A 23,364-nucleotide genomic window follows, 5' to 3' on the forward strand; every position below is an offset into this window, starting at 1 on the left:
CAACCAGAACCCTGTTATTCAGCTTAGCCGAAAGACAGGAACACGCCCATCAACACCGGAGACAGAAACGACAGCAGAAAACCGGAGGCAATGGCCACCGGCACACAGGCCAGGCCGCCACTGCTGCGGATAACCGGCAAAGTGAAGTCCATCGCGGTGGCACCACCGTAACCGATGGCCATGGCCGGGCGAGCGGTGATCACCAGCGGAATCAACGCCAGGGCAATGATTTCCCGCAGCACGTCGTTCAGAAACGCCACGCCACCCCAGGCCGGGCCCAGGGCATCGCCAATGACAATGCCGGACAGCGAATACCAGCCAAAGCCAGACGCCAGCGCCAGGGCCTGGTGCCAGGGCACCTGCAATACCGGAATCAACGCCAGGCCCGCCACCAGGGAGCTTGCCACCAGCGCCAGGGCAATGCCCAGCCCCTGACGGTTCATCAGCAACTTGCGCAGGGAAAGGCCGGCATTACGTAATTGCAGGCCAATCAGAAACAGCAGAAACATCAAGGCGCCGGTAGCCACATCGTCCACCAGCGGCAGCTCCGGAAATAGGAAATAACCCAGCAAAGCCCCCACAAGCACCGCCAACAGGGGTTTCAGCCCGGCCAGGAACAGGCGCCGGTAGCCCGGCCGACCCTCGCCGGTTTGTTCCCCGGTATCGAGTGGCGCCCAGCGATGAAACAGCCACAGCCCCAGCATGTTCGCTACCAGTAACACCAGCACCAGCGCGCTGACCTGTCCCGCCATGGTGCCCAGCTGCCCCAGCAGCCCTTCCATCTGCCCGAGGCTCAGGCCCAGCAGTGCAAGAATGAAATACACCAGCCCTTCCACGGTGTAGTGAATCGCCGTCATCAACCGGCGATTGGACAGGGCAAAGGCAAAGCCCAGAAATAACGGGGCAAGAATCAGCAAAGCGCCGGTGAGCATGGCAACCTCGGAAAAGAACGGCTAAGGGAAACGATCAGTGCAGGCTGGCGCCCGAGCGATCCTGCACCAGTACCCAGGGCGCAATGACCACGGCCCAGAGTTCCGCGTTGCGGTCGTACCAGCCGCGCGCCAGGTCCGGTGCCACTTCACCCACCTGCCCGGAGGTCATCCACTGTTCGAACCGGGCCTTGTTGTCGGCGGTCAGTTCTGCGGCCACATCCAGCAAGTCCAGCTCCGGTGCAACCCGCACAACTTGCCCGCGGGCGTAGTAGGTCTGCAGCTCGTGCCAGTGAATGCGGGAGGTTTCGAGGTTGAGTTTGGCTTTGATGTCGTCGCGTGGGGAGTCAGCCATGGTACCTTGTCTTCATTCAGGGGTTATCGAAAAGGTCGCCAGCTTACCTGAAAATACGAGGCAGGACACGGGGCCAGCCGGGCTGGCCCCGCAGGATGGCATCAGGCGGTGCGAAGCATCTCCCGCACCACATAGTGCAGGATACCGCCATGCTGGAAGTACACCGCCTCGTTGGCGGTATCAATCCGTGATTTGAGTTCACAGCTCTCGGTGGAGCCGTCCTTGTACTTCACGGTCATGGTCAGGGTCTGGCCCGGCTTGATCTCGCCGGACAGGCCTTCGATGCTGATGGTTTCCTCACCGGTGAGTTTCAGGCTCTTGCGATCCGTACCCTCCGGGAACTGCAGCGGCATCACCCCCATGCCGATCAGGTTGGAACGGTGAATACGCTCATAGGATTCCGCCACCACGGCTTTCACGCCCAGCAGGCGGGTACCCTTGGCGGCCCAGTCCCGGCTGGAGCCGGTGCCGTACTCCTTGCCGGCAATCACCACCAGCGGGGTGCCGCTTTCCTGGTACTTCATGGCGGCATCGTAGATGGCCATCTGCTCGCCGGTGGGCACGAATTTGGTGAAGCCGCCTTCCACGCCGTCGAGCATCTCGTTGCGGATGCGCACGTTGGCGAAGGTGCCGCGCATCATCACCTCGTGGTTGCCCCGGCGGGAGCCGTAGGAGTTGAAGTCTTTCGGCTCTACACCGTGTTCCTGCAGGTATTTACCGGCAGGAGTGTCCGGCTTGAAGGAACCGGCCGGGGAGATGTGGTCTGTGGTCACCGAATCCCCCAGCAGGGCCAGGATGTTGGCATCCTTGATGTTCTCGATGGGCTCGGGCTGCTCGCCCATGCCTTCGAAGAAGGGTGGATGCTGGATGTAGGTGGATTTGTCGCTCCACTCGTACACCTTGCTCTCCGGTACCTTGATGGACTTCCAGATGTCGTCACCTTCGAACACCTCGCCGTATTCCTTGCGGAACATGTCGGTTTTCACCTTCTCGACCGCTTCGGCAATTTCCGCCTGGCTGGGCCAGAGGTCGTTCAGGTACACCGGGTTGCCGTCTTTGTCGGTGCCCAGCGGGTCTTTGGTCAGATCCAGCCTTACGTTGCCCGCCAGGGCATAGGCCACCACCAGGGGCGGCGAAGCCAGCCAGTTGGTTTTCACCAGCGGATGCACCCGGCCTTCAAAGTTGCGGTTGCCGGACAGCACCGAGGCTACAGTAATGTCGCCATCGGTAATGGCCTTTTCCACGGCATCCGGCAATGGGCCGGAGTTACCGATGCAGGTGGTGCAGCCGTAACCCACCAGGTTGAAACCGAGCTTGTCCAGGTCGTCCTGCAAGCCGGCCACTTTCAGGTAGTCGGTGACCACCTTTGAGCCCGGCGCCAGAGAAGTTTTCACCCAGGGCTTGGTGCTCAGGCCCTTCTCCACCGCCTTCCGGGCGATCAGGCCGGCGGCCATCATCACGCTCGGGTTGGAGGTATTGGTGCAGGAGGTAATGGCAGCAATCACCACGGCACCCGGGTCCAGCCGGCACTTTTCGCCGTTCATTTCCAGCGGCTGACTGGCCGGGTGTTCGTAGCTGTTATCCACCCCCACTGCGGTCTGGCCGCCTTCTGATTCCAGCTTGCCTTCCTGGGTTTTCGCCGGGCCTTCAGCAGTTTCCATCAGCAACTCGAAGGAAGCCTTCATGTTCTTCAGGGCTACCCGGTCCTGGGGCCGCTTCGGGCCGGCCAGGCTGGCCTCGACATCGCCCATGTCCAGTTCCAGGGTGTCGGTGTACGCCGGCTCATGGCCTGGTTCCCGCCACAGGCCCTGGGCCCTGGCGTAGTTCTCGACCAGTTCCAGCAGTTCCTCATCGCGGCCGGTCAGGCGCATGTAGGTGATGGTCTGGTCATCCACCGGGAAGAAGCCGCAGGTAGCACCATATTCCGGCGCCATATTGGCGATGGTGGCCCGGTCGGCTACCGGCATGTCTTTAAGGCCGTCGCCATAGAATTCCACGAACTTGCCCACCACGCCTTTCTTGCGCAGCATTTCCACCACGGTCAGCACCAGGTCGGTGGCGGTAATGCCTTCACGCAGCTTGCCGGTGATCTTGAAGCCGATCACCTCCGGAATCAGCATGGAGACCGGCTGGCCGAGCATGGCGGCTTCCGCTTCGATGCCGCCCACACCCCAGCCGAGTATGCCCAGGCCGTTGATCATGGTGGTGTGGGAATCGGTGCCCACCAGCGTGTCCGGGTAGGCGATGGTTTTACCGTCCACCTCCTTCTGCCACACCGTTTTGCCCAGATATTCCAGATTCACCTGGTGGCAGATGCCAGTCCCCGGTGGCACCACCCGGAAGTTGTCGAAGGCCTGCTGGCCCCAGCGCAGAAACTCGTAGCGCTCCTGGTTGCGCTCCATCTCGATGGCGACGTTGTCCTTGAAGGCAGACGGATTGCCGTACTTGTCCACCATTACCGAGTGGTCGATGACCAGGTCCACCGGCGACAGCGGGTTGATCAGGGCCGGGTCTTTACCCGCCTGCTTCACCGCCTCGCGCATGGCGGCCAGGTCCACCACCCCGGGCACCCCGGTGAAGTCCTGCATCAGCACCCGGGCCGGACGGAACTGGATTTCCGTGTCGGAGCCCCGGTCTTTCAGCCACTGCACCATGGCATCGATGTGGGAACGGTCGACCGTGGTGTCGTCTTCGTTGCGCAGCAGGTTCTCCATCAGTACTTTCAGGGAGAACGGCAGGCGGTTGAGATCGCCCAGGGTGTCTGCTGCCTTGGGCAGGCTGTAGTAGTGGTACGTCTTGCCGCCCGCGCTCAGGGTGGAGAGGGTATTCAGGCTGTCTTTGCTTGGTGATGTGTTCGACATACATTGCCTCCTCGTGGAGTTTGTCTGGTAACACTCTATCCACTAACTATTGCACCGATAAGTGAGACTTCAACCGGCGACGATGAATGTTCAGCATTTCCTTGGTGAATAGTCACTTGCGTTGACACGGCCGGCAATCTGAACAATGCTGGCCTATGGTTTCAATCCAACGTCACCCGACACCACAGGCGGCAACTTGACCAAGGTACCTTCCATGAACCTGCCAGGTATCTCTGCTGATGACTCACTCATGTTGTTGCGCGCGGCAACCGAGTTGTCGTTCAGCTCTATACTGGTCACCGACGCCCAACACCGGATTCTCTATGCCAACCCGGCCTTCTGCGCAACAACCGGGTATAGCCCGGACGAGCTGGAGGGCCAGAACCCGCGCATTCTTCAAGGGCCGCTGACCGACAAAAGCGTGATCGAAAAGTTGCGCAATGACCTGGACACCACCGGGCACTTCACCGGCTCTACCTTCAATTACCGCAAGGATGGCCGCCCGTACCTGGTGGAATGGACCATCTCGCCGGTGATGGATGAGTCCGGAAAGCCCCGCTTTTACATTTCGGTACAAAAAGACATCACCCAGCTGCAGGCCGAGCAGTCCACCGGTAACCTGTTCATCAAAGCCATCGATGCGGCCTACGACGGCATTTTTATCACCACCGCTGATGGCGTGATCGAGTTTGCCAACCAGGGTTTCGAAATCATCACCGGCTACCGACCGGCGGAAGTGGTAGGCCTGAAGCCGTCGGTGCTGAAATCCGGCGAACACGACGATGCCTTCTACAAGGACCTCTGGGGCCACCTGACCAGCGGCGTGCCCTTCCGGGCCATGGTGGTTAACCGCCACAAGCATGGCCACAAGATCCATTGCCAGCAAACCATCACTCCAGTGAAGAATGCCCTGGGCGAGATCAGCCACTACATCAGCATTATCAAAGACCTGAGCGACCGGGTGTTTGAAGAACTGAAGCTGCGGGAGCAGGCGTCCCACGATGGCCTGACCGGGCTGCTGAACCGCCGGGCCGGCGAGATCGAACTGGACCTGTCGTTACTTAAAGCCCAGGAAAACAGCTCACCATTCTGCATCCTGATGGCAGACATCGATGACTTCAAAGCGGTTAACGACACCTTTGGCCACAACCGGGGTGACGATGTGATCGAATGCGTTGCCGGTGTACTGGAAAAAGAAATCCGCAAAACCGACAAGGCCGTGCGCTGGGGTGGCGAGGAGTTCATCGTGCTGCTGCCTTTCTGCGGGCTTGAGAAAGCAACCGTTATTGCCGAGAGTATCCGTATCGCCCTGGCCAGCCAGGTTTTCGACGAGATTGGCCAGGTAACCCTGTCGATCGGCGTAACCGAATCCCGGAACGAGGACACGCCCACCAGCATTCTGGACCGTGTAGACCAACTGCTGTACGACTCCAAGCGCGGCGGCAAGAACCGGGTAACCGCAGCCTGAGCTGCCGATACCTGCATCTGCCCATAAAGAGCGCCGCAGTGTGAACACAATGGCTGCGACCCCCTGCCAGTTCTGTCATCATTAGCGCCTGTTTTCTGACGGACCAGGATCCTCTCCGTGAAGCACGATTGTCATTACCACCCGGGTGAGCCCGCCAAGTGGCATTGCGGTGAATGCCAGCTGCATTATTGCACCCGCTGTATGCCCGATGCCGACACCCGCCAGCGCCGGGCACTGTGCCCCCGCTGCAGCAAAGCCATGCGTTATCTGGGCGCCGCCACTGAAGTGGTACCTTTCTGGCAACGGGTAGGCGCGTTTTTCCGCTACCCGTTCCATACTGACCCGCTGATCGTCATCGCCATCTGCACCCTGGTGCCGCTGATTGCACCACCCAACCTGATCGGCCTGCTGATCTGGATTGTGCTGGCACTGGCCCTGTTCAAGTACACCTACGCGGTGATCAACCACACCGCCGAAGGCCACCTCAAGCCACCACCCGTGGCCGTTGCCTTTACCGGCAGCGGGTTCAATATCGTGATTCTGCAGCTACTGGTGTTTGTGCTGATGGGCGGCCTTGTGGGCGCCGCCGCCATGATCGGCGGGCCGATCCTGATGATGCTGGCACTGGCCTTTGCGGTACTGGCCCTGCCCGCCAGCATCATGGTGCTGGCCATGGAGCGGTCGGTGGGTGCCGCAGTAAACCCCATGAACCTGGCGGTACTGATCTCCCGAATCGGCACCCCCTACTTCCTGCTTTATGGCTACCTGATTCTGCTGACCCTGGCCTCCGGTGCAGCCCAGGACTTTGCCGTCAACCACTTCCCCATGTGGGTAGCGCAACCCCTAGCGGGCTTTCTGAACAGTACCTTCACCCTGATTCTGTTCCACATGCTCGGATACCTGCTGTTCCAGTACCAAGAGGAACTGGGCTTTGCGTCAGACTTGCAGGATGGGGAAGGTATAACCGAAAACCACCAGCGGGATCGCAGCAGCCGGTTTGATGCCGACCTGGACATGAACCTGAAAGACGGCAACTACGACCGGGTACACAGCATGCTGCTGGAAGCCCTGAAGAATGACCGGGATAACCCGGTGCGCGTCGGCCAGTTATACCAGCTGCTGACCGCCCGGAACGATGCCCGGGAGCTGTACCGGTTCCACCCCAGAATCATGGCCTGGCTGGCCGCGCGGCAGGACGGTGACGGGCTGAACCGGCTGGTAGAAACCCTGCAGACGCTGGAGCCCGGCTTCAAGCTCGAAGACCCGGAACTGGCAGTAACCTGTGCCACCACCCTGTATCACCGGGGCCACCCGAAAACGGCTATCCGCCTGCTGCAGGACTTCCACAAACGCTTCCCGAACAGTGACCAGCTGGCGCCGGCCTACCTGATTGTGGCCCAGGCCCTGGCCAATGGCCTTCAGCAATGGGAGAAGGCCAGCGCATTCCTGGCGTTTATCCAGAAGCGATGCGCCGGCCATCCGGTGCACCAGGATATTGAGGTGTGGCTGGAACAGGCCCGCAACCGGCAGCCTTTGAAAGGGCCGAAAGCGAGCTTTCAGGTGCCGGACTAGCCCCTTAACAACTGCCGGTAATGCCGGGCCTTGGGTTCCATCTGCAGCTTTTCGAACTCGGCCAGCAGTAACCGGCAGGCTTCCTGCACCATATCCGGCTCGGCCTTCAGGCGCATGCGTTCGAAGGCCTTTTCAGCGGCTTTCAGGTCGTGGTTTTTCAGGCTGGTGAACAGCACCCGGTTATGGTCTTCCACCGCCAGCGGGTGGTGGGCTTCGCCCTTGCTGAGGTACTCGTTCCAGACGTCCAGCATCTGTTCTGGCTGCCGCCGGTTCATGGCATCGGCCATCAGGGTTCGGGCCAGGTCCCGGTATTCCGGCAGGTCCGGGCGCAACTTGGCCAGCTGGTACAGGTGCTCCAGCAATACCGTTCTGTCCGGATAGTTTTCCCGTAAAGCCTCGAACTGGCGCCGGGCCAGGTCGAATTCCATGCGGCCAACACTGGCCATGGCCTGGGCATACCCCCGGGTAAACTGCTCGTCTTGCTGCTCCGGTTCCGGCTCGAAGAACTCTTCTTTTACCTGCAACCAGCTCTTGCCCAACAGCCAGACCAGCGCAGCCCCCGCCAGCAGGCCGCCGGCGTGGGCCATGTAGGCAATACCGGTAGCTCCGGCGAACCAGTAATCGTAGATCTCCTTGCCCAGCCACACCGGCAGCATGGCAATGGCCGGCGCCCGGAAGTAGTTGAAGTACACACCCAGGAAGTAGAAAAACCGGATTTTCTGCAGGCCATAAATGGCCACGTACATACCCATCAGCCCGGATATGGAACCGGATGCGCCCACCAGCGGGATCTGGCTGCCCATGGAAAACCCGGTAAATACCAACCCGGACAGGGCGCCGCACACCAGGTAGGCCACCAGGAATTTGCCCGGGCCCAGCGCCCGCTCCACGGTAAAACCGAGCAGGAACAGAAACAGCAGGTTGCCGATGATGTGGCCCCAGCCGCCGTGCAGAAACTGGTAGGTGATCAGGGTATACAGCGACAAGTCAGACGGCACCAGCCCCAGCTGGAAGGCGCTCATGCGGCTGATCCACTGCTCCTCAATGGCACCGCGCTGCTCCGACCACTGGTTGCGCTCGGCTACCGACCAGATCAGGTCACGATTGTCTTGCAGGTACTGGTAATAGTCCCGGTCAAACAGCAGGGTAACCGCCTGCCAGCCTTGTTCATCCTGCTCCCTCAGTGCCTGGAACTCCTGCAGCTCCAGCACACTCTGCTGGTCGCCTTCGAAGCGGATTTCCCGCTGCAGGTAGTCTTCGTAGGCGGGCGCTTCCAGTGCCAGCAGGTTGCCATCGAGGTACTGCTCGATCGCTGCGTCCAGCTTGCGGTCGTCTGCTCCCTGATAGAACAGGAACACCATGACACAGGCCATCATCAGGCCCAGGGTTACCCAGGGTGGGCGTTTCCAGTTAATGGCGTTCTCGGCGGGGATAATCAGCATGGGCGGTCACAATTCATCATAATCTGTCCCTGAAAAGCTGTTTTTTACCACAGCGGGGCCTTCTTTTCGCGGTGTAATGTCATCACCAGGTCACACAAATGCCATTCAATCGGTGACCAACAACCCCGTCAGGGGCTATCGACCATTAGCCAATTGTTGTTATTGCTCTATAACTGAATAGTGAAACGGCAATAACAAGAAGAACCTGACACTGGACTCAAGGATACTGCACATGACCGTACTCGTTCTGGACAACCCCGAAATGCTCGCCCGGGCCGCCCTGCTCTCCGGTGTAATGGCAGATTCGCTGGGGACAGAAGCCGGCCGCCCTCACCGCACCCGGTTCCATTATGGCTTTAACAAACATGTGCCTGACGCCGGCGATGCTGCCATTATGCGCCAGCATGCCGCCTACCTGAAAAACCACCCCGGTGTACGGGTCAGAATCCACGGCCATACCGACAACTTTGGTTCACCCGAGTACAACCGCTTCCTGGCCAGGCTGCGTGCCAACGCTGTAGCCCGGTTGCTGATTCAGGAGGGCGTGCCGCAAAGTGCTATCCTGATGACCACCTGGGGCGCCGAACGCCCCCTGACCCGGCCGGAAGACCACGCAGCCAACCGGCGGGTGGAACTGGAGTATCTTACCGTGGATATGGCCCAGGCCCTCTGAAACGTCACGCGCCGTAAACAGAAACGGGGCCTCGAGGGCCCCGTTTCTTAGACAGCTATCCGGCTCAGCCGTATACCTGCCAGACATTCCACAGCAGCAACAACGCCGCCACCAGGATCGCCAGCCAGGTCAGCAAAATACCGATCATACGGGCCTTGTGGGGGCCACCCTTGCCGTTGATCATGCCCCAGGCATGCAGGATTCGCCCGACCACTAATGCCATACCGGTCCAGTAGACCAGGCCGCTGGCGACACCGTTCAACTCGGCAATGGCCAGCATGATCAGGCCAACCGGCGCGTACTCCACCAGGTTGGCGTGGGCGCGCACCGCCGCTTCAAACTCCGGGTCGTCATTCACCCCCAGACCCATGCGGTACTTGAGCCGGTACTTCACCACCTGGCCCGAGAGCACCAGCAACAACAGGCCGATAACGGCCGCGAAGACTGCGGTTACGGGTACGATCATGTCAGCCCTGCTTGATTTTGTTGACCACAGCCAGCAGCAACACAGCACCCACCGTGGCTGTCACCAGCTCACCGACCATGCTCTTTACCGCCAGGCCCAGCATGCTGAACAGCACACCGCCGATCACCGAGCCGACAATACCGATACCGATATTGGCCAGTACCCCGAAACCTTTACCCTTCATGATCAGGCCTGCCAGCCAGCCGGCCAAACCACCAATAATCAGAAACCAGATAAAGCTCATTTATCCATTCCCCTTTTGTGCTGTTCAATCCTGCCAGAAGACTGCCCTGTTTCGGGCGGGCATTCAAGCAGTTCCGGGGTGGTGGCCAAGGGCTGTGATGGCGTCTGCCATCTGCTGGTGACACCGGGCCATCAGCTCCGGCACATCGTCACGGGTCAGGCCGGTGGTTTCTACCGGCGGCAGGATATGTACCGGCACCGGTTTCCGGCGGCCGGCCCAGCCACGGGTTTGGCCGTGATACTCGCCGGCACACACCATGGTGATGGGGGCTCCGGCGGCAATAGCCGTGTGGAAAGCGCCTTTTTTGAAGCTGCCCAGCCCCCGGCCACGGCTACGGGTGCCTTCAGGAAACACCCAGATGCTTTTGCGGTCATTGCGGATAGCATCACTGGTAGCCTGCATGGCTGCCACGGCTTTATGGGATCGGCCGCGATTGAGGATGATGTTGCCGCCGAGCCAGAACACCTGGCCGAAGAACGGCAACCACACCAGTGAGGACTTGCCCACCGCCACAGTGCGCGGCGGTAGCAGGTCGCCCACCACGAACAGGTCATCGTTCTGCTGGTGGTTGGCGATGATTACCGTGGGCCGGTCTTGCGGCATGTTTTCGGCGCCATACAAAGGGCGCTTCATACCCAGCAGACAGCGCCCCACACGGGCCAGTGTCCATGCCAGCAAACGGTTGTTATCCGGGTTGAAAGGCCGTGCGATGTAGCCAATCAGGGCCAGCATGCAAATCAGCGGAACACTCAGCCAGGCCAGGATTTTTCTTGCGACTGCCATACAGCTTTACCGTTACTCGAAATTTTGGCGCACAAGTGTACGCCAAAATCAGAGGGCGGCAACAGTATCCTTTTGTACCGGTCTGTTAACCGGTTTTGCCTCCACCACGAAACGCAGCGGGCCGTTGGCATCGAGCGCATCAAACGGGTAACAGGTTACCAGCAGCAGGGTATCCGGGCCGAAGGTGCTGGTATCGATGGACTCTGTTCTGCTGTCCACCACCCGGGTTCCGGTTACCTGATACTGCTGCCACTGCTGGTCCTGGCCCTGCAGCTGCACCCGGTGGCCCTGCTCAAGGTGCTCCAGGGGCCGGAAATGGGTATCCCGGTGGCCAGCCAGAATCACCGGCCCCTGCTCCCCGGTGACCATCCGCCCCGGGCCAAATGCCAGGCTTTCTCCGTGCAGGCCCTCCAGCACAATCATCGACACCCCCAGCTCCGGCAACTCCAGCCTGGCCACCGGCCAGGTATCGGCCCAGGGCCAGGGCCGGGCTTCCACTTGCCGCGCCTGGGTTTCGGCCCAGGCCAGTGCCAGCAGCTCCTGGGCTACCAGCGCCTTGAACGGAATCCACAGGCCGAACATCAACACGGTGGCGGAGGCACCAAACAACAGCAATAGCAGGCGGTTCATCATGCTGGCCTCCGGTTCAGCAGCAACATGGCCAGTGCCAGCATCAATCCGGACAGGCCCAGTGCTGCCAGCAACGGCCAGGCGGTGGCGGTTTGCGGGTAACGCAACATGCCGTCCCGGCTACCTGCTGGCAGCAAGGTGGGAACCGCCTCGGTGTCCAGCTTCGCCTCCGCCGGTCGGGCCGGTTGCTCCTCGACCGCCACAAAACTGGTGAACGGCGACATCACCCCGTGCTGCACCGACAACGCCACGATCGCCGGCTCATCCGGCGCTTCACCCTGCAGGCGGGCGGCATCCATCAGCTCGTCAATCCGGCCCCGGGCCCACTGGCGGTTCAGGCCGCTGGCCGGAGCCGCACTGCCCAGATCAAGGCGGATATTCCAGGGCCGGTCGCCGGCCAGGCGGCCGGAGACCTCCAGCTCACCACCGGCAGGCACACCGCGCACCACCTGTACCAGCGGGCTGCCCTGAAACAGGTCACCGGGCCTGGCGGGCACCGTTTCCACCGGATTGCCACCGGTGGGCCAGCGCACGCCCAGATCACTCATAACCGGGGCTTCCATGGCCGCAAACAGGCCGTTAAGGGCACGATTCACTTCACCCGCGCTGTGTACGGCTGTGAACTCGCCACGGCCCCAGCGGGCCGCTTCGCGCAGAAAGTGCATATTAGGGGCCGAGCCGATGCCCACCGTGAACAACCTTCGTTCATCAAGGCCGGTACGGATCCGCTCGAACAACGCCAATTCATTGCCTACGGCACCGTCGGTGATAAACACCATCTGCTGCACCAGTCCTTCTGCCGGCGCTTGTTCCATCGCCATCGCCAGTGACAGCGCGCCGGCCATTTCTGTGCCGCCGTTGGCGTTCAGGCCTTCCACATACCGCCTCGCACGGGCCAGGTAATGGCCCTCGGCCGGCACCGGGCGGGCAAACAGGCTGTGGGCCTGGGAATTGAACTGAATAACGTTGAAATAGTCCCCCGGGCGCAGGCTATCCAGACCTTTCAGCAGTGCCGAACGGGCCTGGACAATGGACTCTCCTGCCATGGACCCGGAGGTATCAATCACAAACAACAGCTCCCGGCGCAACACCGGGCCGGTGGCGTCCGGGGGCAATATCATCGCCATCAGAAAATCCTCACCCTGCCACTGCTGGTGAAACACCGCCGCAGCCGGTTCCCGGCCGGTTAACGGCCGCCAGCGCACAATCAGGTCACGATCCATCAGCACTTCCCGGGCTTCCGGACGCACCACCACCCGGCCGCCGTCGGCCTCGGTCACCAGGCTGTGACTGGGGCTGGTTACCCCGGCCAGCGGGAATCCACTGTCGATGGCCAGCTCAATCCGGGCCCGGTGGCTGCGCTCATCTACATCAGCCGCCCGCACCGTGAACGGGCTGATCTCCGCAGCATCCGGCACTTGCGTGGTGGCCGTGGCCCAGCCCGCCTGCCACTGCGTTGCTGTCTCGATAAGTGATTCACCCGGCATGTAACGGGGCGTGAGCGTGGTGGGCAGGCGCAACTCGAACTCGCCGTGGCGATAGCTCACCGGTTGCTGGTAGCGAACCTCCACCCGGACGGTTTCACCGGGCGGGATATTGGCCACCCGGCTGGTAAACAGATTGGGGCGCTGCTGCTCCAGCGTGGCGGCGTGCTGGCCGGCAGACTTCGCTTTCTCATAGGTTTCCCGGGCCTTGGCCCGGGGCTCGATACGCCCGACAATCCGGCGTTCACCCACGGTCATAGTCAACCCGAATACGGCGGCCTGTTCCGGTAACGGAAACACGAAAATGCCTTCGTGCCATGAGTCACTGGTATTGCGGAATTCCCGGGTAAGCGTGGTCTCCGCCAGCAGGCCGGACACCCGCACCTGAAACTCACTGTCCAGAACCAGTGCCGGCTGCTGCCGGTTGCCCTGGCTGTCGACCAGGTAAAGCTGGCCGGCTTCCTCAGCTTGCCCGGCTTGCCGGTCACTGGCCTCGGCATACAGCGGATGGACAAACAGCATCAAAAGAACCGCCAGCCACAGGCTGACACCTTCGGCACAGCGCAGCCACCGGCGTTTGTTGATCAGCGGGCGAGCGGTGCGGGTCGTTTGCGGATAAAGGTCGGCCCGCACGGCCGGGTTGGCAAGCAGCGACAGCAACATCATCACGGCATCCTTTTTAGTGGAAGTTGGTGATGCCATTGCAACAGCCGGAACGGGCGCCGCCGTGGCAGAAACGGGCAGGCCGGCGACAAAAAATGATGAATTATGGCAATCGGGCCGGCACAACTTGTACCAGCCCTTGAGCGTGGTTTAATGGCTACACATTCCGGTGAAACACACAGCCATGAAAAAACACATTGTTCTGATAGAAGACGAGGCCGGTATCCGCGACAACTACCGGGCCGCGTTCGAACGCCGGGGCTACCGGGTATCCGCCTATGGTGACCGGCCCTCCGCCTGGCAGGTGCTGCGCCAGAGCCTGCCAGACCTGGCCATTATCGATGTAGGCCTGGGCGACGAACCCGAAGGCGGCTTTACCCTGTGCCAGGATTTGCGGGCCCTGTCGGCCACCCTGCCGATTATTTTCCTGACCGCCCGGGACAGCGACATCGACTCGGTGCACGGCCTGCGCCTTGGCGCCGACGACTACGTGACCAAGGACATGAGCCTGGATCACCTGCTGGCCCGCATCACCGCCCTGCTGCGCCGGGCCGAGGCCTGGGCCGAAGCCCTGCAGAAGCCGGACGAAGTGATTCACCGGGGCCGGATGACCATGAATGTAGACCGCATGACCATCGCCTGGAACGGCCAGCCGGTGGACCTGACAGTGACCGAATTCTGGATGCTGCACGCACTGGTCCAGCACCCCGGCCATGTCCGCACCCGGGACCAGCTGATGGAAGCCGCCAGCACCGTGCTGGACGACAACACGGTGACTTCCCACATCAAACGCATCCGGCGCAAATTTATTCAACTGGACGAAACCTTTGATGGCATCCAGACCGCCTACGGCATGGGCTACCGCTGGAATGCCCGTGAGGTGTAACCCTTGAGCCTGAAGCGCCAGCTGTTCCTGGCGAGCCTGCTGATGCTGCTGATCCCCTGGGCCGGCCTAAGTTTTGTACTGGAACTGGACACGGCACTGCGCCAGCAAACCCTGCAGCAGCTGCAAACCCAGAGCACCCGGCTGACCGAGCTGGCCGACGACCTGCTGCTGGGGCAGCCGGCCATTGCCGGCGACCCGGTGGCGTATGCCCGCCCCGTGCAGACGGCAGGCGACACCTTTGTCTGGCCCAGCTATGAAGACCAGGACCACCGGCAACCCTGGCAAAGCGCCGCAACCAGCGACAACGAGCCACAACTGCGCTGGCAGGCAGCGGCCGACGATCGTTACCTATACCTGTTAACGGATGTTCAGCAACACTCACTGACACCCTTCAACCCGGCCCGGCCAGAGCAGCCCTATGACCGCTTCGAGCTCTGGCTGCAGGCCCCCGCCAGCGACCTGGAACAACCCGCCGACCCACGCACCTGGCACATAAAACCGGATGAAGCGCGGGCCACCACCGCCAGTGAGCCGGAGCGCCGGGATTACCGGGTGCATGCCACCTGGCGTATCCGCACCAACAGCTGGCAGCTGGAAGTGCGAATGCCCCTGCCCGCCCAGGGCAGCCGTCTGGGCTTTCGGGTGGCCCGCAGCGACACCGGGGCAAGCCTGGCCGGCACCGGGACCGAGCCGCTGCCGGCACTGGTTTATCCACACCGGGTTCTGGAACGAGCCCTTGGCCGGCAACTGGGGCCGGGACAGCAGGTCACCATCACTGAGCCTGCCGGCTGGATAACCGCCAGTGCCAGCCGGGAGGGCCGGGATAACGCCGATTTCGAGAACCTCTCGCCCGGGCAAATCCTGGATACCGTCATCCTGAACGGCCTGCGCGCGCTCGTGCGCTGGTATCAGCCAGAACCGCTGATGCTGACCGGTGCCGACTTCCAGCTGAACAGCCGCCAAGTACCCGACAACGGGTTGGTGAAACACCCGGACGACTCCCTGTGGCTGGCCACGGCACACCCCCTGTTCGATGGCCGGTCACTGCTGCTGGAGCAATCCCTGGACCAGCTGCTGAGTGTTTCCGGCTCGGCCCTCGGCAGTGTCCTGGCCCGCTCCCTGTTGATCATCCTGGCACTGATGCTGGTGTTGCTGGGCTATGCCAGCTGGTTGTCGTGGCGCATAACCCGCCTCCAGCGGCTGGTGAGTGCCAGTGTGGATGACGACGGCCGCATCCTCGGCCCGGTGCCTGTGCCAAGATCCGGCGATGAGCTGGGCCAGCTGCAGCAGCACTTCGGCCAGATGGTCGACCGCCTGCAAAGCTATAACCGATACCTGGAAAGTTTTTCCCGCCGGCTGTCCCACGAGCTGAAAACCCCGGTGGCGGTGGTGCGCTCCTCGCTGGAGAACCTGGCCCACAGCCAGTCGGAAACCGAGCGCCGGGAATACCTGGAGCGGGCTTCCGCCGCCACCGAACGCCTGCGCCGCATTCTCACGAGCATGAGCGAAGCAGCCCGGCTGGAACAGAGCTTTGACCAGGCCGACAAAGAACCCTTTGACCTGGCCGAGGTCGCCAGCCAGGCCTGTGCTGCCTACCAACAGCTGGATGACCGGCACCGGATTCACTATCAGGGACCGCCCAATGGCTGCCCCCTGCTGGGCAACCCGGAAATGCTGGTGCAAATGCTCGACAAGCTGGTGGATAACGCCCGGGATTTCACCCCGGAACAGGGCAACATCGAGGTACGCCTGCAACATCGAACGGACCACTACCAGCTGGATGTCTTCAACGAATGCTCACAGCTGCCGGAAACCGCCGGTGTGGATATCTTCGGTGCCTTTGTCACCCGACGGGAAGGCAAGGCCGAAGGCCACCTGGGCCAGGGTCTGCTGATTGTCCGACTGATTGCCGACTACCATGGTGGTAAGGTGGAAGCCTTCAACCAGCACCATAACGGAATTGACGGCGTGTGCTTCCGCGTTATCATCCCTGTACAACCAGCATAACCAAGGACAACTCCGTGACCTCCCAGCCACGCTCCCTGGATTTCCACCCGCTCCGGGCCGATCTGTACCAGGAGCTCCATTCCCGGCCGTTCCAGGTGCTGCCTTCACGCGCCCGGGTTACCCAGATTGCCCTGCAGACCACCCCGGCCCAGCGGCAAAGCCAGTTCCGCCACCTGCAGAACCTGCACCGGTTGCTGGGCGAACACTGGCCGGAACAGGAAGTCAGTTGCTATGAACAGGATTTCGGCCCGCTGCGCATCCGCCGGGAAGTGCACATGGAGTTCACCACCTACACCTTCACCAACCTGCGGGACTCCGATGCCGATCCGTTTGCCGAAACCGGCATCAGCCTGCTGCCGGACGGCTGGCTGAACGAACTCGAAGGCACGGTGGTAGGGGCCTTCCATGTGGAAGTACGGCCATCGTCTGAAAGCGCACGCAACGAGCTGGCGTTCATGCGTAAACACTTTGAAGGCATGCGCCTGGTGGGCAGCAGTCCGCAGGAAGGGGCGGCGCGGATTCTGGGCACCTTCCAGTTGCACAGCGACCATTTCGGGCGGTTTATGGTGCTTAACCACAGCATGTCAGACAGCCAGCTGGGCCGGTTGGTGCAGCGCCTGATGGAAATCGAAACCTACCGGCTGATGTCGCTGCTGGCCCTGCCCCTGGCCCGGGAAATCACCCCGGCCCTGAACGACATGGATCAGCAACTGGTAAACATCACCCAGTCACTGGCCGACAACGAAACCCTGGACGAACAAAAGATCCTGGCGGAGCTGACCAACATTGCCTCGCGCATTGAAGCGTTCCGGGCCCATTCCACCTTCCGCTTTTCCGCCACCCGGGCCTACCACCGGCTGGTACTGACCCGGCTGGAAGAACTGCGGGAAGACGAAGTGTCCGGACACCTCACCCTCACCGAGTTCATGACCCGGCGCCTGACCCCGGCGGTGAAAACCTGTGAGGCCGTGGGTGAACGGCTGGAAGACCTGTCGCGCCGGGTAGACCGGGCCTCGGATATGATGCGCACACGGGTGGAACTGGCCATCCAGAGCCAGAACCAGCAACTGCTCAGCTCCATGGACCGGCGCTCGCGCATCCAGCTGATGATGCAGCACACCGTGGAAGGCTTCTCGGTGGTGGCCATTTCCTACTACCTGATCGGCCTGCTGAAGCTGGCACTGGATACCCTGCGCGAGGCCGGCGTAGCCTTTAATCACTCGCTGGTGCTGGGCGTTGCCATTCCGGTGGTGATGGTGCTGGTGTTCATCGGCATCCGCATGATTCACCACCGGTTTATCAAGATGGCCCGCCGGCAGTAGCCGGCCTCAGGTGAACCGGGGGTCGCCGGCAAACTGGCGGAAAAACTGCTGGGCGGTGCGGCCGTTGCGTACGCCCTTGCCGGTGGCAAAGCGCACCGCTTCGATATGCAGTTGCTCCCGGTCTGCCACTTGCGGGAACAGGGCATCCACCGCCTGCAGGTAGATATCCTGGGAGAAGGGATAGAACGACAGCTGCAGGCCAAAGCGGTCGGCCAGCGACACCTGCTCCTCGATAGCCTCCGCCGGATGCAACTCGCCATCCCGCACTTCGCTTTTCACATTGTCGCTCATGAACTCCGGCATCAGGTGCCGGCGGTTGGAGGTGGCATACACCCGCACATTCTCCGGCGGTAACTCCAGCGAGCCTTCCAGCACGCTCTTCAGCGCCTTGTAACCGGACTCCCCCACATCGAACGACAGGTCATCGCAGAAGATCACAAACCGATACGGCAGGTCGCAGATGTCATCGACAATTTCCGGCAGGTTCACCAGGTCGTCCTTGTCCACCTCGATCATCCGCAGCCCCCGGTCCCGGTATCGGTTCAGCAGGGCTTTAACCAGCGACGACTTGCCGGTACCCCGGGAGCCCCAGAGCAGTGCGTTGTTGGACGGCTCACCGGCCAGAAAACGCTCGGTATTGCGGGCCAGGGCCTGTTTTTGTCGCGCGATGCCGGTGAGATCGTCCCAGCTGATCGGATCCAGCCGGCGAATGGCCCGCAGGCCCGAACGGTGGCGACGCCAGACCGCAGCCGGACTCTGTGCCCAGTCGAAGGGGGTTTCGTTCATAACCTTACTCCGTTTGGTTCTGAATATGCCCGCTCACAGTCTGGCCTTGGCCAGACCTGTAGGGGTAGGATCTGCAGATCTTATCAGACACCAGGAGCAAACCATGGCACGCATCTATAACGACAATTCCCTTTCCATCGGCAACACCCCCTTGGTAAGGCTGAACAGGGTGAACGACGGCGCCACCATCTGGGCCAAGATTGAAGGCCGCAACCCGGCCTATTCCGTCAAGTGCCGCATTGGCGCCGCCATGATCTGGGATGCGGAAAAACGCGGCGTTCTGAAGCCCGGCATGACTATCGTTGAGCCCACCAGCGGCAACACCGGTATTGCCCTGGCCTACGTGGCAGCCGCCCGGGGTTACAAGCTGGTACTGACCATGCCTGCCTCCATGAGCCTTGAACGCCGCAAGGTGCTGAAAGCCCTGGGCGCCGACCTGGTACTGACCGAACCCGCCAAGGGCATGGCCGGCGCCATTGCCAGGGCGGAAGAACTGGTAGCGGCAGACCCGGACAACCACTTCCTGCCCCAGCAGTTCGAGAACCCGGCCAACCCGCGCATCCATGAAGACACCACCGGCCCGGAAATCTGGAACGACACCGACGGCGAAGTGGACATCTTTGTTTCCGGCGTGGGCACCGGTGGCACCCTGACCGGTGTTTCCCGCTACCTCAAACAGACCAAGGGCAAGGCTGTGACCACCGTAGCCGTGGAGCCCACCGATTCGCCGATCATCACCCAGGTACGCAGCGGCCAGGACCCGAAGCCGGCCCCCCATAAAATCCAGGGCATTGGCGCAGGCTTTATTCCGGGCAACCTGGATATGGACCTGGTGGACCAGGTTGAAGCCATCAGCAACGAAGACGCCATGGCCATGGCACACCGGATGATGAAAGAAGAAGGGATTCTGTGCGGCATCTCCTGCGGAGCTGCAGTAGCGGCAGCCGTCCGGGTAAGCAAACAGCCGGAGCACCAGGGCAAGAACATTGTGGTGATCCTGCCGGATTCCGCCGAGCGCTACCTGTCTACGGCGCTGTTTGCCGACACCTTTGGTGAGCTGGAAAACCAGCAGTAATCCAGGTTCCTTAAACGCAAAAAGCGCAGCCTCGCCGGGCTGCGCTTTTTGGTTTCAGGCGGCTCAAAACTGGAACTTCAGGCCCACCCGGCCAGTATCGAAGTCCGGGCCGTCATTGGTCACCTGGCCGTTGAAGTCGTCTTCATCAATATCCACGTTGTAGCGGTTGTATTCGGCGAACGCTGTCAGCTGCTCGGTCACCCGGAAATCCACACCGGCACCGACATACGGGTTTACTTCATCGTAGGTTTCACTTTCATCGAAAGCGTCTACATCAAACGCCGAGGCAAAGGCACCTGCCTTGGCATACACACCGAAACTGTTGGTCAGCGGCAGGCGGCCAATGGCACTCAGGCCGGCACCTTTAAGCTTGCCCTCTACCTCGTCATCACCGAAGTTGCCGAAATCGATGTACTCGGCCTCCAGGGCGAAGAATTCGTTGAACTGGTAACCCAGGGCAGCACCCAGCAAGTCGTTCTCATCCTCGAACTCGCCACCGTGGGACTTGTAGCCCCCGTAGCTACCGCTGATGTAGGGGCCGGATTGATCACGGCTGACGCTGTCCTGCGCCCAGACGGCCGGGGCGGTGAATACAGCAGCACTCAGAACGGTGGCACACGCAAAACTGGCTTTGTAGCTCATAACGCGTTTTCCTCTGTGGTCAGGTTTCCATTCGTCGAAACGAACAACCGGGACGACTCGTTCCCGATTGCGTGAACCTACCCTACCGGGGAAATTTCGCGTTTTGGGTTAAAACCGTACTAAGAATTATTCACATTCAGGTCATGTTTCCGGACATGACCCGCAGCGGCCCTGGCGGCCAGTCCGGCGGCTGCCCGCCCGGCCAGCGACAAGCCGGTATAGCTCAGGCGGGATATTTCGTGGTGGCAGACACGCACGATGCGACTGCTGTGCCGGGTTGCGGGAATGGCTTCCAGCACCCGAAAGCTCTCATCCGCCACCGAAAGGTGAATCCGTTGCAGCTTGACCGCTCCGTGTTGCACGCCATGGGCCAGCAGGTCTGCCACGCCGAGCCACCAATGGGCATTGCTATGGGTTGGTTTCATACCAGCCACTCCTCAAGTTGCCGTGCTACGGCTGAATGATGGGCCAGGCGGATGTGATCCACCCCCGGAAAATTCGCTGTGCCGGTCAGCTGCCAGCCCGGCTGCCTGGCACCCCGGGCGCTGGCCTCATGCACCAGCGCATCGCCAAACAAGGCATTCACCAGGTGCTCTTCACCCCTGGCCAGCAGGCCGCTGATCACATAATGCCGGGCGCCGGCTAACAGCGGCTGGTGCGCCGTGCCCGGTTCAAACACCTCGCCCCGTGACAGGTTGCGAATGCCTTCACTGCGCAGGTCGATCACCTCGCCCACCACCTTCAGGTAATCCCGGGGCACCCGGTTGAGCCAGCCGGCGGCCTTGTGGGCACCGACTGCCAGCCAGGAACCGTCGTGGGGCGAGCCGATGTACACGCAGTCCGGGTTCAGCCGGACCCAGCTATCATCATTTTCCGCCCCGTAATGACAGGCACTGCGAATCAGCAGGCCGCCCATACTGTGGCCAAGCAGGACAAGGCGTGTTACCGGTACCGGCCAGTTGCTGACCAGCCGCTCCAGCAGCGCGGCCAGGTCCTGGCCATTGCGATAGATGGGCCGACCGGAATTGAAACGGAGCTTGAGTGCCGAGGCATTCCCTAACCGTTCAGCCAGCCGGGAGCCATAGTGCTCGCCTGGCTGGCCCGGAAAATCCCATACTGATTCCAGCTCCATTAAGCCATGGATGGACAGGCACAGCACACTGCCCGGCGCAGCGGGCCGGGGGTTCAGAAGATCCAGCGGCTCGCCGTCGGCAAACACCGTCATCGGCACCGCCAGTGCGTTGCCCCGGTGCTCCAGCCAGTCACCCAGAAAGCCGCTGGCGATGGCTGAAATGTGTTGCTGGACTCGCCCAGCGGAAGGAACAGACACCATGGTTATCTCCCGTGTATCCTTCCAGTGTACGCCCTTGGCGGTGCTTTGCACTGGCCATTTTCGGGCCAGAATGCGGCCCCGGGGCAAACCGGAGTGCCGTGGCTCAACGTTTGTTAATCTGCTCGAAAGGGCGACAGACACCTGATCCTGCTAGTCTTTGTGCCCGTACCACCCAAACCGGCCGTGCGCGCCTGTTGTCCACTGAGCAGCCAGAGGAAGTAGCCTATGCGATTTGCCATCATCGCCCTGACGAGCCTATTGTTCTCAGCCAGCCCGGCCCTTGCCGAGCCCCAACCAGAAAGCTCTGCCGAACCGGAAGTGCTCGGTTTCATTGAATGGGTGGTGATGGGCGAAACCGGCATCCGGCTGAAAGCGCGCCTGGACACCGGCGCCAAGACCTCGTCGCTGCATGCGGTGAACGTGGAATCTTTCGAGAAAGACAACGAGGAATGGGTGCGCTTCCAGCTCCCGCTGGGCGATCATGAAGACCAGCCCAGCGAAGGTGAGCTGGAACACGACGAAGTCATCCTGGAATTCGAGCGGCCGGTTTACCGCACGGTGCTGATCAAGCGCAAAGGTGCACCCTCCCAGCGCCGGCATGTGGTGAAAATGGAATTCTGTATCGCCGGCAAGATGCACGAAACCCAGTTTTCCCTCACCGACCGGGGCAAGTTCGCCTACCCGGTACTGCTGGGCCGCCGGTTTATGCGGGATGACAACATCCTGACCGATTCCGCCAGAAGCTTTGTTGCCGAACAGGAATGTGAATACAGCACACTGGAAGAGCTCGCCGAGAGCAGCAAGGCGGTAGAGCCCTAATCGGGGCTCACCTCCGGCTCATCATTTCGCACTCGTAGAAAGCTGGCAAACCTGGGCAAGCCGGTGGCCGTGACGCCCCGGTAGCGGAAGGTGATCACCGTGCCAACAGTCGGCGGATTGTGTCGCTCAACATCACTGAAGCCGGTGCCAAGGCGAAAGCGGCGGCCATTGGCCAGCTCCACTTCCAGCGATCCCATCAGCCCCTCGTACTTCCCCTTGCCCGGCAGGTGGCCAGTGACTACAGCCTCTGCATCTGCGTGGGTTTTTACCTTGAGCAGATCATCTGAACGGCCGGCCTGGTACCGGCTGTTTCTGCGCTTGAGCATCAGGCCTTCCGCACCGGCAGCCACGACCTGTTCAAGCTCTGCCATCAGTTCAGGATGGCTGGCGACCGGGCGCTGCACCACCATGGCCAGGTACGGTGAACCAGAACCTTCAACAAGCTGCTTCAACTGCCGGTAACGCCGCTCGAACACGGTGTCCGGCAGCGGCAGGTCAAACACATGAAACCTCACCTGACGCCATTCCTCGTCCACCGGCTGAGCCTTGCGCACCACACCGGAAAGCTCGGCAAAGCGCCCGCGACCACTCCAGAGCTCACCATCCAGGGGGTGCCGTGGAAACTGTGCCGTAAACCAATGTGGCGCCGCATACACATGCCCGCCCCGGGACCAGAGCTTCTCGCCATCCCAATAAGCCCGGACACCGTCCAGCTTTTCACTGACCCAGTAATCCTCGAGGTTTACACCCGGGTGATAGACATTCGCCAGGGGAATGGCCGGAGGCCCCGCATTAGCCTGAGGCGGATAAGTGGCAAGTAACGAAAGAAAAAGCAGGCTGAGTGCCAGGGCTGCTGCCCTGACACTGCCGGTCGTGAAGAGTGGCATGTTCCTTTGCCCTTTTTACATCCTGTTGAAGGTATTC

22 protein-coding genes are annotated in these 23,364 nt (G+C 61.4%); 8 read left to right on the plus strand and 14 right to left on the minus strand.

What is annotated here, in order from left to right; genetic code table 11:
- Nucleotides 1-23: 23 nt before the first annotated feature.
- From AQ621_RS14675 to acnA, 3 genes are all read right to left on the minus strand, one after another.
- Nucleotides 24-932, minus strand: a complete 909-nt coding sequence (locus AQ621_RS14675; RefSeq protein WP_058342035.1) for a LysO family transporter — start codon at nucleotides 930-932, stop codon at nucleotides 24-26.
- 34 nt (nucleotides 933-966) lie between these two features.
- Nucleotides 967-1,284: a DUF2288 domain-containing protein gene (locus tag AQ621_RS14680; RefSeq protein ID WP_058342036.1), complete on the minus strand. Its 318-nt coding sequence runs from the start codon at nucleotides 1,282-1,284 to the stop codon at nucleotides 967-969.
- 101 nt (nucleotides 1,285-1,385) lie between these two features.
- Nucleotides 1,386-4,145: an aconitate hydratase AcnA gene (acnA, locus tag AQ621_RS14685; RefSeq protein ID WP_058342037.1), complete on the minus strand. Its 2,760-nt coding sequence runs from the start codon at nucleotides 4,143-4,145 to the stop codon at nucleotides 1,386-1,388.
- A 196-nt stretch (nucleotides 4,146-4,341) separates the two neighbouring features.
- On the opposite strand from acnA, the gene AQ621_RS14690 reads away from it, so the two are divergent.
- Both AQ621_RS14690 and AQ621_RS14695 read left to right on the plus strand, forming a co-directional pair.
- Nucleotides 4,342-5,613 (plus strand): sensor domain-containing diguanylate cyclase, encoded by a 1,272-nt coding sequence (locus AQ621_RS14690; RefSeq protein WP_201785339.1) that lies wholly within the window; start codon nucleotides 4,342-4,344, stop codon nucleotides 5,611-5,613.
- 117 nt (nucleotides 5,614-5,730) lie between these two features.
- Complete coding sequence (locus AQ621_RS14695; RefSeq protein WP_058342038.1) at nucleotides 5,731-7,185, plus strand: B-box zinc finger protein; 1,455 nt, start codon at nucleotides 5,731-5,733, stop codon at nucleotides 7,183-7,185.
- Here AQ621_RS14695 and AQ621_RS14700 read toward each other — a convergent pair.
- Entirely contained in the window at nucleotides 7,182-8,627 is a 1,446-nt protein-coding gene (locus AQ621_RS14700) for a rhomboid family intramembrane serine protease (RefSeq protein ID WP_058342039.1), read from the minus strand. The two genes, AQ621_RS14695 and AQ621_RS14700, sit on opposite strands and share 4 nt — an antisense overlap.
- Before the next feature lie 232 nt (nucleotides 8,628-8,859).
- On the opposite strand from AQ621_RS14700, the gene AQ621_RS14705 reads away from it, so the two are divergent.
- Nucleotides 8,860-9,300: an OmpA family protein gene (locus tag AQ621_RS14705; protein WP_058342040.1), complete on the plus strand. Its 441-nt coding sequence runs from the start codon at nucleotides 8,860-8,862 to the stop codon at nucleotides 9,298-9,300.
- A 64-nt stretch (nucleotides 9,301-9,364) separates the two neighbouring features.
- Here the strand turns inward: AQ621_RS14705 and AQ621_RS14710 are convergent, their stop codons facing one another.
- The 5 genes from AQ621_RS14710 to AQ621_RS14730 all read right to left on the minus strand — a co-directional run bounded on the left by AQ621_RS14710 (nucleotide 9,365) and on the right by AQ621_RS14730 (nucleotide 13,609).
- Nucleotides 9,365-9,766, minus strand: coding sequence for an MAPEG family protein (locus tag AQ621_RS14710; RefSeq protein ID WP_058342041.1), 402 nt, complete (start codon nucleotides 9,764-9,766; stop codon nucleotides 9,365-9,367).
- A gap of 1 nt (nucleotide 9,767) precedes the next feature.
- Complete coding sequence (locus tag AQ621_RS14715; protein ID WP_058342042.1) at nucleotides 9,768-10,010, minus strand: GlsB/YeaQ/YmgE family stress response membrane protein; 243 nt, start codon at nucleotides 10,008-10,010, stop codon at nucleotides 9,768-9,770.
- Nucleotides 10,011-10,073: 63 nt separating this feature from the next.
- Nucleotides 10,074-10,793, minus strand: a complete 720-nt coding sequence (locus tag AQ621_RS14720; protein WP_058342043.1) for a lysophospholipid acyltransferase family protein — start codon at nucleotides 10,791-10,793, stop codon at nucleotides 10,074-10,076.
- Nucleotides 10,794-10,841: 48 nt separating this feature from the next.
- A complete protein-coding gene (locus AQ621_RS14725; protein WP_227508352.1) occupies nucleotides 10,842-11,426 on the minus strand; it encodes a class GN sortase in 585 nt (194 codons plus the stop codon).
- The gene (locus AQ621_RS14730) at nucleotides 11,423-13,609 is read right to left on the minus strand and encodes a marine proteobacterial sortase target protein (RefSeq protein WP_227508353.1); all 2,187 of its coding nucleotides are present in this window, start codon (nucleotides 13,607-13,609) and stop codon (nucleotides 11,423-11,425) included. The genes AQ621_RS14725 and AQ621_RS14730 overlap by 4 nt, the downstream gene beginning before the upstream one ends.
- Nucleotides 13,610-13,754: 145 nt before the next feature.
- On the opposite strand from AQ621_RS14730, the gene pdsR reads away from it, so the two are divergent.
- From pdsR to AQ621_RS14745, 3 genes are read left to right on the plus strand one after another with little or no spacing between them, the layout of a single operon-like run.
- On the plus strand, nucleotides 13,755-14,456 hold the full coding sequence (gene pdsR, locus AQ621_RS14735; RefSeq protein ID WP_058342045.1) for a proteobacterial dedicated sortase system response regulator: 702 nt from the start codon (nucleotides 13,755-13,757) through the stop codon (nucleotides 14,454-14,456).
- 3 nt (nucleotides 14,457-14,459) lie between these two features.
- A complete protein-coding gene (locus AQ621_RS14740) occupies nucleotides 14,460-16,463 on the plus strand; it encodes an ATP-binding protein (RefSeq protein WP_058342046.1) in 2,004 nt (667 codons plus the stop codon).
- 14 nt (nucleotides 16,464-16,477) lie between these two features.
- The gene (locus AQ621_RS14745; protein ID WP_058342047.1) at nucleotides 16,478-17,785 is read left to right on the plus strand and encodes a DUF3422 family protein; all 1,308 of its coding nucleotides are present in this window, start codon (nucleotides 16,478-16,480) and stop codon (nucleotides 17,783-17,785) included.
- A gap of 6 nt (nucleotides 17,786-17,791) precedes the next feature.
- On the opposite strand, the gene AQ621_RS14750 is transcribed toward AQ621_RS14745, so the two are convergent.
- Complete coding sequence (locus AQ621_RS14750; protein WP_058342048.1) at nucleotides 17,792-18,571, minus strand: ATP-binding protein; 780 nt, start codon at nucleotides 18,569-18,571, stop codon at nucleotides 17,792-17,794.
- A gap of 103 nt (nucleotides 18,572-18,674) precedes the next feature.
- Between AQ621_RS14750 and cysK the strand changes: the two genes are divergently transcribed.
- Entirely contained in the window at nucleotides 18,675-19,646 is a 972-nt protein-coding gene (cysK, locus tag AQ621_RS14755; protein WP_058342049.1) for a cysteine synthase A, read from the plus strand.
- Between the two features lie 63 nt (nucleotides 19,647-19,709).
- Here the strand turns inward: cysK and AQ621_RS14760 are convergent, their stop codons facing one another.
- The 3 genes from AQ621_RS14760 to AQ621_RS14770 all read right to left on the minus strand — a co-directional run bounded on the left by AQ621_RS14760 (nucleotide 19,710) and on the right by AQ621_RS14770 (nucleotide 21,621).
- Complete coding sequence (locus AQ621_RS14760; RefSeq protein WP_058342050.1) at nucleotides 19,710-20,288, minus strand: porin family protein; 579 nt, start codon at nucleotides 20,286-20,288, stop codon at nucleotides 19,710-19,712.
- Nucleotides 20,289-20,407: 119 nt separating this feature from the next.
- Nucleotides 20,408-20,713 carry a hypothetical protein gene (locus tag AQ621_RS14765; protein ID WP_022988570.1) on the minus strand — a complete coding sequence of 102 codons (306 nt, stop codon included), beginning with the start codon at nucleotides 20,711-20,713 and terminating at the stop codon, nucleotides 20,408-20,410.
- The gene (locus AQ621_RS14770) at nucleotides 20,710-21,621 is read right to left on the minus strand and encodes an esterase/lipase family protein (protein WP_058342451.1); all 912 of its coding nucleotides are present in this window, start codon (nucleotides 21,619-21,621) and stop codon (nucleotides 20,710-20,712) included. Before AQ621_RS14770 ends, AQ621_RS14765 begins: the two co-directional genes overlap by 4 nt.
- 225 nt (nucleotides 21,622-21,846) lie before the next feature.
- Between AQ621_RS14770 and AQ621_RS14775 the strand changes: the two genes are divergently transcribed.
- On the plus strand, nucleotides 21,847-22,440 hold the full coding sequence (locus AQ621_RS14775) for an ATP-dependent zinc protease family protein (RefSeq protein ID WP_058342051.1): 594 nt from the start codon (nucleotides 21,847-21,849) through the stop codon (nucleotides 22,438-22,440).
- Here the strand turns inward: AQ621_RS14775 and AQ621_RS14780 are convergent.
- Nucleotides 22,437-23,327 (minus strand): DNA ligase, encoded by an 891-nt coding sequence (locus tag AQ621_RS14780; RefSeq protein WP_058342052.1) that lies wholly within the window; start codon nucleotides 23,325-23,327, stop codon nucleotides 22,437-22,439. The two genes, AQ621_RS14775 and AQ621_RS14780, sit on opposite strands and share 4 nt — an antisense overlap.
- Nucleotides 23,328-23,364: the final 37 nt, after the last annotated feature.

This window comes from Marinobacter sp. P4B1, assembly GCF_001447135.1.
GTDB classification, from domain to species: domain Bacteria; phylum Pseudomonadota; class Gammaproteobacteria; order Pseudomonadales; family Oleiphilaceae; genus Marinobacter; species Marinobacter vinifirmus.